We start from the raw sequence: 11479 nt of genomic DNA on the forward strand, positions 1-11479 counted from the left end.
CATTATATCGTTGTCTTGATTCGCTCATGGACAGACACCTCTTAGTTAATAGTTAAGGTTATTATTACTTCTACACTAAGAGACGTCCACTATTAATTCTAAGTGCATAAACATCACTACAGACGCGTCAAAGCGCCAACTGGCGCCTATAGCGCTGAGAAACACGCTTATAGCGTACGAGTAGTTAGAAGTGTCAGATAAGGTAGAGCTAGCTGCCGGGGAGGGGAGATTCCTCTCGCAAATTTCCACCAAAAATTAGTTGCACATGCAACGTATTCGGCGTACACTAAATTAGTGGCAAGTGCAACGATTCGGTAGGTTAGGTGTATTTTAGAGTGAAATCATGTATGAGGAGAGGTTGCGATGATTGAAACGCGAAATTCGATTCCAAGGTGGGTCTCGCTGATTTACCGGTACGGACAGATGTACATCGGTGACCACTTAAAGCAGTTCGAGATCGGCAGAGGTCAGCATATTTTCCTCAATGCGCTGTATAAAGAGGATGGCTTGACGCAAGAGGAGCTGTCCGACTATTTGAAAATCGATAAAGGAACGACGGCGAAAGCGCTGAAAAAGCTTGAAGAGCAAGGCTACATAACGCGCACCGTCAGTGAAAAAGATAAGCGATGCTATGAGGTTTTGTTGACGGATAAAGCACGCGGAATTAAAGAGGATGTGCGGAAAGTTCTCACCGATTGGCGTGAGCGATTGACGTTCGGTCTGTCGGATGAAGAGAAACAGATGGCCCTTACTATTTTAGAGAAAATGGGTCACAATGCGGCTCACTTTGCCGAGGAAGAGGTAGACCTATGAATGTGAGGGCTGCGGGGTCTGTGTTCATTGATCGTCATTTCCATGCGCTGACACACAAGAATTATCGTTATATGTGGTTAGGGCAGTGTGTATCGCTCATTGGTACTTGGATGCAAAATATCGGGCAGTCCTGGCTCGTGCTGACGTTAACGGGATCGTCTCTTAAACTTGGAGTTGTAGCTGCATGCCAGTTCCTTCCAATTCTATTATTCTCGCTATTTGCAGGTATTATCGTAGATAAATTTCCAAAGAAGAATATCCTCATTGTGACACAAACGGTTTCGATGATACTCGCCTTCGCCTTGGCTGCTTTGGTGCTTACTGACACAGTTAAATATGAATATATCCTTGTCTTAGCCCTGTTATTGGGTTTAAATAATACCCTGGATATGCCAACCAGACAGTCATTTAATGTGGAAATCGTGGGTAAAGATGACCTGATGAATGCGATTGCACTTAACTCGACGACGTTTAATATGGCGAGAATTGTTGGCCCTTCCATTGGCGCCGTGATGATGGCTTGGCTGGGTGCTGGCTGGTGCTTTTTGCTGAATGGGGTCAGCTTTCTGGCCGTTCTATATGGATTAATTCATATTGAGGCTGCGCCGTATGTACGTAAGATTAGGGCGAAGGAAGGCATTTTGAAGGAAATTAAGGATGGTATCGTTTATATTGCTAAAGATCCCATACTGTCTCCTACCGTACTGCTTGTAACTGTGATTGGTACGCTTGCATTTAACTTTAATATTCTAATTCCAGTGTTCACGAAAAATGTGCTGCATATGGGAGAGACGACTTATGGTACGTTGATGTCTTGTTTGGGTGTGGGTTCGCTTGCGGGAGCGCTCACGATGTCATTTCGCAGTAAGAGGGGCCCGAAGCTGAAGGTGAGCATGATTGCGAGCTGTATGGTGGCTATTTGCTTGATTCTGAATGGGCTGAGCGGTTCAGTTTGGGTTTGTGGAACACTGCTTGCATGTACGGGTTTCTTTAACATACTTTTCGCAACGAATAGTAACTCCGCACTTCAAATGTATGCTAAGGATGAGTATCGAGCACGTGTTATGAGTGTATATGCGCTTGTGTTTGCTGGATCTACACCGATTGGCAGTTTGTTCTCTGGGTTCATTGCAGATCGTTTTGGGGCGAATGGCGCATTCGTGGCCTGTGGGGTCCTAACGGGGCTTCTCTGTTTGTTCATTACTTGGAAATATAAGTCGTCGCTCACAACGAAATCTCTTAACGAGCAGGAAGTGGCTTGAAAGGAGTAAATTCGACTTTTTATATTATAAAGATTCTATCATTTGGGTTGTCAATTTAGTAGGGATTCGCTACAATATGAGCATAAGTTCATGTGTGAGGAGGGATCTTGTGCTGGGGATATTGAAGAAATGGATGCAGAAACCAATGCAGGAACCGAAGCACACTGTGGATTACAAAACGATGGAAATCGACGTTGTCATTAAATGTTTTGTTTCGGATAAGGAGAAGCCGTTTCGGGTCATTTTTAAAGTGGAGAAACAGGGGTCTTTCTTTTCGAAAGATATTTTTGTGAAAAATGTGGATTCGAAAACATCCTATGAGCTCGTTCATAACTTTTCCACACTTGGCATGAACAATGAAGAGTTGAACAAGTATGAAAGCACAGACTATGCTGAATACAGCTTCGCTACGTTGGAAGAAGCCAAAAAGGTTAAAGATACAACCGTCGATTACATACGCTTTCTGATCCGTGAGCATCAGCAAGAGACACTAGCCAAAATTTCATAATGTGATAGTACAAGGAAGGAGCTGGCGAATTTATTCGCTCAGCTCCTTTTTCTGTTTTTACATATGACAGTGCTTATGCTTCAGCTTTTTGTTGAAGAACAAGTTCTTTCAGACGATGTTGGCGAAGCTTAGTAACCGACGTGTATTTGGATTCGGATCCTCTAACTTCGAAAAATACTTTACCATCTTGGATATGTTGGATTTTACGTGTATTCACATAACAATCTGTGTTTACTTTGAAAAAGCTGCTGTCTGAGGTCATATCCTGGATTTCTTCTGTATTAAGACGTTTCTTGATATGGTAGTTCTTCCCATGAAAGGAGACCAGGCCATGTTCACCAACGCGGAAATACATGATATCCTTTTCTAATACAAAATCCTCATACGTATTCTTTACTTCGAGCGCTACATTCATTTTATCTGCCCCCTTTTTAAAATGATAACGCTTACATTGCTTGAGACGGTTTTATCTTACCATAATTTGTGAGGTATGGGAAGGCTTTTTAGATTAAAAAAAACCAACATATTTCTTCCTTGGAAGGAGGAATATGTTGGTTTTGTGCTGTTTTTGACGAACAAACGGCTATTTCCCCGGAAATAATTTACAGCGGAATGTTGCGAGCGACCCATACGCCAGCAGCACCAGCTTGTGCTAAGCCACGTGTGATACCTGCCCCATCGCCGCCACAGAAGAGGCCTTTGATTTCTGTCTCAAAGCTCTCACTCAACTTAGGACGTGCAGAGTAAAACTTCGCTTCAACACCGTAGAAAAGCGTATGCTCGGAGGCGATACCTGGTGTTACTTTTTCAAGAGCGTGGATCATTTCGATTAAGCTTTTCATTGTATTGTAGGGAAGAACTAGCCCAAGATCCCCTGGAACTGCTTCAGATAGAGTGGGTTCTAAGAATCCTTCACGTATCCGTTCAGCAGTAGATCTGCGTCCTCGCATAATATCTCCGAACTTCTGAACGATCACTCCGCCGCTGGATAAGTCATTCGCGTGTTTACAAATTTCTCGTGCATATTCGTTCGGCTTATCGAATGGCTCTGTAAATTTATGTGAAACAAGAAGTGCGAAATTCGTATTGTTGGATCCAAGCGCAGGATCCTTGTAGGAATGCCCATTGGCTGCCATGATGCCGCTGTGATTCTCAACGACGACGTGTCCAGATGGATTGCTGCAGAACGTTCTTACGCGTGTACCAACCGATGTGTTATACACAAACTTACCTTCATACAAATGCTCGTTGATTTCACGCATGACGACATCCGAAGTCTCAACACGGACGCCGACATCAACTTGATTGTTGGACATCTTGAGACGGCGCTTCTTGAGAACCTGTGTTAACCAAGCAGAACCGTCTCTACCAGGTGCCAGCATAACATAATTGCTCAGAAGCTCGGTGCCATCCTTCAAACGAATGCCTTGAACGACATTCTTATCTTCTTTCTTCGTTGTCATGATATCATCGACTTCGGTTTTGAACTGCATATCGATGCGTGTTTTCAAATATTCATAGATCGATTTGAGAATCATTAGATTTTGTTCTGTGCCCAAATGACGAACCTGAGCGCGAAGCAGCTTCAAGCCAGCTGCATAGGAGCGTTGCTCAATATCTTTCACGGCTTCGGTTGTAGGATCCGTAATGTTTTCTGTTGCGCCATGTTCTAGATTGATGCTGTCTACATAACGAATGAGCTCCATAACTTTACTTGGTGCCAAATAATCCGTCATCCAGCCACCGAATTCGGTGGTAATGTTGAATTTTCCATCGGAATAAGCTCCTGCTCCGCCAAAACCGGAGGTAATGGAACACGCAGGCAGGCAACCGGAGAAGTCTTTCTTGCCAGCTGGAGGTGGGCAAAGTTTGATTTTATTTTCAAGAATCGGACAACTGCGCTTGTAAATATCGTGGCCTTTGTCAACGAGTAAAATGTTCGCATTAGGGTGAAGCAATGTCATCTCATAGCAAGCAAAAATACCGGCAGGTCCTGCACCAACAACGATAAAATCATAAGCCTTCATAGCAGCAATCTCCTCTGAAACAGTCATATTTGGACGCAAAAAAACCTAGCCACACGGGTATGCGAAAAAGAGCACCCGTCGTAGCTAGGAAGTTATGGCTTCCTCTAGAGACCCCCAAGCCAATCCTCGAGGATATACGAACGATTCATATTAATGTGACTGATTGTCATTGCCTTGACTATCATAATACGAACATTATTTGTTGTCAATGGGATAATGTTCGTGAATTTGAATGGTGGCTCAGAGAGGAAAAACAGCCGTATGCATCATACACACGACTGTTTTTGTTTGTTTTATTTACAATGGTAATCGTGTAATAGTAACGACTGCTGAACGTGGGTTTTTGTCCCCAAACTTATGCTGCCATTGACTTGTTGGTTTGTCCGTGCCTGCGCCAGCTGAGCCTGGATGGTTAACGGACAGGAATACCGTATCCTGGTGTTCGGTGAAGGAAATGCCGCTAAGTGCAGCTTCAGTTGGTGCTGAAGCAAATTGTTTCGTTTTATTGGTGACGCCTGAACGGTGGATCAGATACATGCCATTATTTTTGAATTCGGACCAAGCTCCGGAATTTAATTGGTCAGGAGCAATGTCCGAACCGACCCATAGATTGCCATTTTTATCAAAGGTTAAACTGGCAGGTGAGCTGAACCCACTTTGTCGTCCACCAGCAATAAACGTTTCGAATTCAAAGTTGGTGCTGCCATTTTCTTTCAAACGGATAATCTGACCATGAAGGTTGCCACGGCTAGTGTTTTGCGTATATGCGATATAAACAGATTTATCTACGGGATGCAGGGTAAGTTCAGAAGGCCGATCGCACGTTGTGGCTCCAACAATATAAGCTGCTTCATTGGCATAGGTAAGCACATCACTATGGGATGTGAACTGTTCAAGTAACGTTTCTTTGGATTTATACAAGGATTCAGGCACTTGATAGGTAAAGCTTTTTAGCATTTTTCTGACATTGGGAAGGGAGAGTTCAATCCAAGAACCCTGAATGAAGTCCGCAGCATATAGAGTGCCTTCAGTTAAAAGATTTTCTTTATCTTGGCCTTCGCTCCATTGGCCTTTGCTTACGAATTTGTATACAAATCCGGTTGGTGAGTCTTCGCCCATATATACGACAACTTGATTGCTTGCATTCAAAGTCATAGCTGCACTGCCGTGATGAAATCTGCCAAGAGCTGTGTGTTTAACAGGTTTCTTCTGTTCGTTGAAAGGGTCGATCTCGACGATCCAACCATAATGAGACAGGGCTAAACCGGCATCACGACAAGTTGCTTCAAAATGATTTTCGCAAGCGAGCTGCGTGTTCCATAATGTTTTGGAGCCTCCTCGGTTAGCGAATGTACCTTGGACAAGAGTAGCTCCATTAACTGCAGGAGTTCCTCTAACCGGGCCTGTCAATTCGATTGGAGTTAATCCTGAGATCCGTCGTGCAAGGGAAGAATCGTCAACAAGCTTCCAAGAACCAAGTGCATCCTTCTTTAGATGTAACAAGGAGCCGCCTTGCTCGTAAAGCAGCTGTTCTTGTTGTTTCCATACGATAGGTTTAGAACGATCTATGAGCCAAGAATGCTGAACCGATTCATGATTGACCCATAACAAGGCTTCTTTATTTGAATCAAGCAGAGGGAAGAACGAGGTGTAGCTGCTATTAAAGCCAAAGGTATCACCTTTTTTGTTAATTTTATCACCGTAGGCCGCTAGCACTAGATAAGAAAATCCGCTGCTTAGTAGAAGTTGGTCTGCATCAGCTGCGGAATGTAAGGTTGGATTGAATATCTCTGGCAACTGCTCGTAAGCATTATTGTCCTCTGAAGCACTAACTTTCTTAGTAAATGCTGTGAGACCCGTATAAGTGGAAGCAACTGAAACAGCACTTAAGCCTAAATATTGTAAAAAATGTCGCCGTGAAAATGTTTTTTTCGAGTCCATGACGGTCCTCCCGACTTAAATGAGCCTTTTATAGTAATAACATACCATATATTTTTAAAAATGCATGTATTATTACCTATATTTTGCTAGAATAATAGAGAATATTGTCGAAATTTTGCGATCTATTTACGTTTATATTGCATTTAACCGTCTATTCAAAATTAGGAGGATAAATATAATGGCCTATATTGGTGAGATTCGTATGTTTGGAGGCAATTTTGCTCCTGTTGGATGGATGTTTTGTAGTGGGCAGTTGCTACCTATTTCCGAATATGAGGCTTTGTATAATTTAATAGGAACGACTTATGGTGGAGATGGAAATAGTACATTTGCTTTACCCAATTTGCAGAGCAGGGTTCCTTTGCATAGCGGGAATGGGACCACTTTTGGTGAACAAGGTGGTGTGGAAGAGGTTACATTAACCCTTAATCAAATGCCTACTCACTCACATGCGTTCGGTGTATCGTCCAAATTTGGGAGTACGAATACGCCGGAGGGCACTGTCCTAGCGAGATCAACGCTCAATCAATTCACGGATACCGTTGGGGCGACGGAAACAACAAGCATGAACGGAACCGTTGGGAGTACAGGAGGAAGTCAACCGCACACAAATATGCAGCCATATTTGGCTGTTCATTATATTATTTGTCTTTATGGGATGAATGATGAACCTTATTTGGCTGAAATACGTTGGGTTGCATTTAACGTTGCGCCAGGTGGCTGGGCACTATGTAATGGACAAACGTTACCAATAAATCAGAATCAAGCACTTTTCGCATTAGTGGGAACAACTTATGGCGGTAATGGAACAACGACATTTGCTTTACCCAATTTACAGAGTCGAATCCCCATTCACATGGGGGCAGGACATACGATTGGGGAGTCGGGCGGACAGCAAGCTCATACGTTAAATTCTAGTGAAATGCCAGCCCATATTCATTCGCTAAATGCTAGTGTGAACGCGGCGGATTCAAAAACATTAGATAATCACGCATTCGGAATGACCACGACGAGCTCGTACGGGTATGTTCGAGATAGTGTATCTAACAGTGCCGTCGTTGCCAATATTGGCGGAGGTCAACCACATGAGAATAGACAGCCGTTTCTTTGTCTGAATGCAATAATCGCACTACAGGGTATTTTCCCAAGTCGCAATTAAGGAGAGGTCTTATGGATCAATATCTTGGAGAAATTCGTATATTCCCGTTTAATTTCGCACCTACAGGTTGGGCGCAATGCAACGGCCAACTATTACCGATTTCGCAGAATACAGCTTTATTTTCACTATTAGGCACAACATATGGAGGGGATGGCAGAACTACCTTTGCCATTCCGGATTTACAAGGAAGAGTTCCTTTGCACCCTGGACAAGGTCCTGGATTGTCTGAGTATTATTGGGGTCAAGCGGAGGGTTCTGAGTCAGTCACGTTACTGACTTCGGAAATACCAGCGCACTCCCATGCAATCCAATATGGAAGATTTGGCTTCGCGCAGGAATCACCTACTGGCCAATTGTTGATGGATATTCAAGGTAGACGTGGGGCAGCAGCATACACGGAGAAGAATAATTTGAGACCCATGAGTGCTCAAGCTATTGAACCGTCTGGAGGTAGTCAGCCTCATAATAATATGCAGCCTTATTTGACCCTTAATTTTTGTATTGCTATGCAAGGAGTGTATCCACCACGATCCTAATAGTAGCTTGAGTTATTTTTTTAGAAAGACGGAGAGGTGGCGAGGAAGTGGATACTTGGCGAAAGCAATCACTTACTTTTATGAAAAACAGTAGGAATATAATAGTAACCGTTTCAGTGTTGATAGTTATCGTTGGCCTGTATGCTAGCTTTGGTGGGTCAGCTAGTGCGGCTACTACCTTTGCAGTAGGTACAATTATGGATACAGAGGATACGAATCCTGGTGACGGGATTTGTGTTGATGGAAATGGAGACTGCTCGATCCGAGCAGCTTTAATGGAAGCAAATGCTTTTGCAGGTGAAGATACGATTACGATACCGCCGGGTACATACACATTGAATCCATCTTACGGCCAGTTGGTCATAAATAGTGACGTTAACTTAGTCGGGAACCAGTTCAATCCAATGAGTACGATTATTCAAGCGGCAAGTAACGCATCCTCATCGATAAATCGTGTTTTGAAAATTAATCCGAATGTGAGTAACCCTGGATACGATGTAACGATTCAAGGCTTGACAATCCGTAATGGAAAGGCACCGCTTGGATCAGGTGGAGGCGGGATTGATGGGGATACAGGAACCCGTACGATTGAGATAAGCGATTCGATTATTGAAAATAACTCAACTACGGGTAACGGTTTCGGAGGCGGCGTTTATTTAACGGGTGCAGCAGGTGGAACGGTTAAACTAAACGAGGTTACTTTTCGGAATAATACAGCTGGAATTTATAACTCTGCGCTATACAGTTCTCAAGGCGGCGGCGTTTATTTGCAGGGGGATATGAACCTCGATCTGTCGAGTATTACCGTTTCAAACAATACGTCTTACGGACTTGGCGGTGGTATGGCTATAGTGCCGGAGACTACTGTTGCTCGAACTGTTGCCATTTCATATAGTACGATCACTGGAAATACGGCAACCAGTAAGGTTAACGGGGAAGGTTCCGAGGGACGAGCTGGCGGTCTATACCTCGGTGTACCTGCGAGTATTTGGAATACAACGATTTCGAGTAATACCGCTAACGGGGACGGTGGCGGACTTGTACTAGATCAATATTTTGGATTGGTATCCTTGAATACCGTGACGTTAACAGGTAATAACGCTATTCGTGGCGGAGCGATCTATGTAAGTGGTACTTCATTACCAAGCCTGCTGAATACTATTGGCGCAGATGTCACAATTAATCCAGACAAGCCGGATTTGCGAGTAGACATTGCTCCAACGGATACTTTTTCTCTAGGGGAAACAGGAGCGCATTACACGGTTACAGTCTATAATTCTGGGACGCCGCCGGTGAATGGTATGGTGACAACGACGGTTACGTTGCCAACAGGGTTGACTGCAACCGCTATAAGTGGGAGTGGATGGGCTTGTCAATTTGTTAATCTGACCTGTTCACGATCCGATCTCCCGCAAGGACAAGCAGCTTATGCACCTATCGATGTAACTGTGAATGTTGCAGCAAATGCTGCCAGCACATTGACAAGTTCGGTAACGGTGTCTGGCGGCGCCGAGATGTATACTTCAAATAATAGTGCGTTACACACTATAACCCTGTTGAGTAAGGATGCACTGTTAAGGAATTTAACATTGTCTAATGGCACATTGGTTCCGGCTTTCGACGCAAGCACTAGGGTATACACAGTAAGTCTACCTTATGTGGACGACTCTTTGAAGGTTATGCCAACAGTTAATGAGTCACATGCAACAGTAACAGTAAATAGTAGCTCGGTTGAAAGTGATACTTGGAGCGAACCTATTTCTCTTCAGGTGGGTAATACAGAAATTAATATCACGGTGAGAGCAGAAGATGGAACAACTGCTACGACTATGGTTACGGTAAATCGTGCTTTACCTGTTACTAGTATTGCAGTGTCAGGTGCTGGTGAGGCAACTTCTGTAATCATTGGAGATACGTTGCAAATGAGTGCTATCATCTCTCCGGAGAACGCTGATAATAAGACAATAACCTGGAGTATCGAGGCCGGTACGGGCAATGCGATAATTACTTCTGACGGATTATTGACGGGGACAGCGGTAGGCGAGGTTCTAGTTAAGGCCACTGCCAAAGATGGTTCTGGCATAGTGGGGACGAAGAGCATTACGATTGCACCTGTAAAGGTTACAAGTATAGATGTAATGAGTGAGGGAGAGGCATCTAGCGTTCGAAATGGAGAACAGCTGCAATTGAGTGCGCTGGTATATCCCCAAGATGCAACGAATGCTTCCGTAACTTGGAGCGTAGTTCAAGGTTCAGGAGATGCAACGATTGACGAGTTCGGTATGTTGACGGGATCTGCAGTAGGCGAGGTAATTGTTAAAGCAGCAGCCACAGATGGTTCTGGCATAGTAGGGACAATGAACATTACGATTACAAAGATACCTGTTACACATATCGACGTAATGAGTGCAAGCGAGGCAACAAGCGTTTCGAATGGAAAAATGCTGCAAATGGTTGCGTTGGTATCACCCGAGAACGCTACAGATGCCTCTGTAAAATGGAGTGTAGAACGACAAGATACAGGAAATGCAATGATAGGCGAGTTGTCCGGCTTATTGACGGGAACAGCGGTAGGTAAAGTCACTGTTAAGGCAACGGCGAATGATAATCCAGACATTGTGGGGACGTTGGAAGTAACAATTGAAGCGATACCAGTCGAAGGTATCGAGGTAATAACTGCAAGTGAGGGAAATAGCATTCCGAATGGAAAAACGCTGCAAATGATTGCGTTGGTATCACCAGATGATGCAACGGATGCTTCTGTAACTTGGAGCGTTGAGCGAGGTACAGGTGATGCAACGATAGACGAGTCTGGCGTACTTACAGGAACAGCGGTAGGTAATGTCATCGTCAAGGCAACGGCGAATGATAAACCAGAAATTGTGGGGACGTTGGAAGTTACTATTGAAGCGATACCAGTTGAAGGTATAGAGGTAATGAGTGCAAGCGAGGCAACAAGCGTTCCGAATGGAAAAACGTTGCAAATGAGAGCGCTGGTATCACCCGAAGACGCAACGGATGCTTCCGTAATATGGAGCGTCGAGCGAGGTACAGGTGATGCAAGGATAGACGAGTTTGGCGTACTTACAGGAACAGCGGTAGGTAATGTCATCGTCAAGGCAACGTCGAATGATAACCCAGAAATTGTGGGGACGTTGGAAGTTACTATTGAAGCGATACCAGTTGAAGGTATAGAGGTAATAACTGCAAGTGAGGGAAATAGCATTCCGAAT

General features: G+C 44.1%; 9 protein-coding genes and 1 riboswitch. Of the genes, 6 read left to right on the plus strand and 3 right to left on the minus strand.

The features are described from left to right. Positions 1-363: 363 nt before the first annotated feature. The 3 genes from AC58QG_RS36310 (at position 364) to AC58QG_RS36320 (ending at position 2583) form a co-directional block, all read left to right on the plus strand. Positions 364-813, plus strand: coding sequence for a MarR family winged helix-turn-helix transcriptional regulator (locus AC58QG_RS36310; RefSeq protein WP_497366798.1), 450 nt, complete (start codon positions 364-366; stop codon positions 811-813). After that, positions 810-2075: an MFS transporter gene (locus AC58QG_RS36315; RefSeq protein WP_497366799.1), complete on the plus strand. Its 1266-nt coding sequence runs from the start codon at positions 810-812 to the stop codon at positions 2073-2075. Before AC58QG_RS36310 ends, AC58QG_RS36315 begins: the two co-directional genes overlap by 4 nt. 109 nt (positions 2076-2184) lie before the next feature. Beyond that, positions 2185-2583, plus strand: coding sequence for a hypothetical protein (locus tag AC58QG_RS36320; protein WP_497366800.1), 399 nt, complete (start codon positions 2185-2187; stop codon positions 2581-2583). Positions 2584-2656: 73 nt separating this feature from the next. Here AC58QG_RS36320 and AC58QG_RS36325 read toward each other — a convergent pair whose 3' ends face one another. From AC58QG_RS36325 to AC58QG_RS36335, 3 genes are all read right to left on the minus strand, one after another. Then, complete coding sequence (locus AC58QG_RS36325; RefSeq protein WP_497366801.1) at positions 2657-2998, minus strand: LytTR family transcriptional regulator DNA-binding domain-containing protein; 342 nt, start codon at positions 2996-2998, stop codon at positions 2657-2659. Between the two features lie 187 nt (positions 2999-3185). Beyond that, complete coding sequence (locus AC58QG_RS36330; RefSeq protein WP_497366802.1) at positions 3186-4610, minus strand: NAD(P)/FAD-dependent oxidoreductase; 1425 nt, start codon at positions 4608-4610, stop codon at positions 3186-3188. A gap of 61 nt (positions 4611-4671) precedes the next feature. Next, a riboswitch (purine riboswitch) is annotated at positions 4672-4770 on the minus strand. A gap of 137 nt (positions 4771-4907) precedes the next feature. Next, positions 4908-6551: a PhoX family protein gene (locus AC58QG_RS36335; protein WP_497366803.1), complete on the minus strand. Its 1644-nt coding sequence runs from the start codon at positions 6549-6551 to the stop codon at positions 4908-4910. 178 nt (positions 6552-6729) lie between these two features. Here AC58QG_RS36335 and AC58QG_RS36340 point away from each other — a divergent pair, with 178 nt between their 5' ends. The 3 genes from AC58QG_RS36340 to AC58QG_RS36350 all read left to right on the plus strand — a co-directional run. Then, positions 6730-7710: a phage tail protein gene (locus AC58QG_RS36340; RefSeq protein WP_497366804.1), complete on the plus strand. Its 981-nt coding sequence runs from the start codon at positions 6730-6732 to the stop codon at positions 7708-7710. An 11-nt stretch (positions 7711-7721) separates the two neighbouring features. Next, on the plus strand, positions 7722-8246 hold the full coding sequence (locus tag AC58QG_RS36345; RefSeq protein WP_497366805.1) for a phage tail protein: 525 nt from the start codon (positions 7722-7724) through the stop codon (positions 8244-8246). Positions 8247-8293: 47 nt separating this feature from the next. Beyond that, a partial coding sequence (locus tag AC58QG_RS36350) for an Ig-like domain-containing protein (protein ID WP_497366806.1) occupies positions 8294-11479 on the plus strand: 3186 nt, incomplete at its 3' end.

The organism is Paenibacillus sp. J22P169, assembly GCF_059691995.1.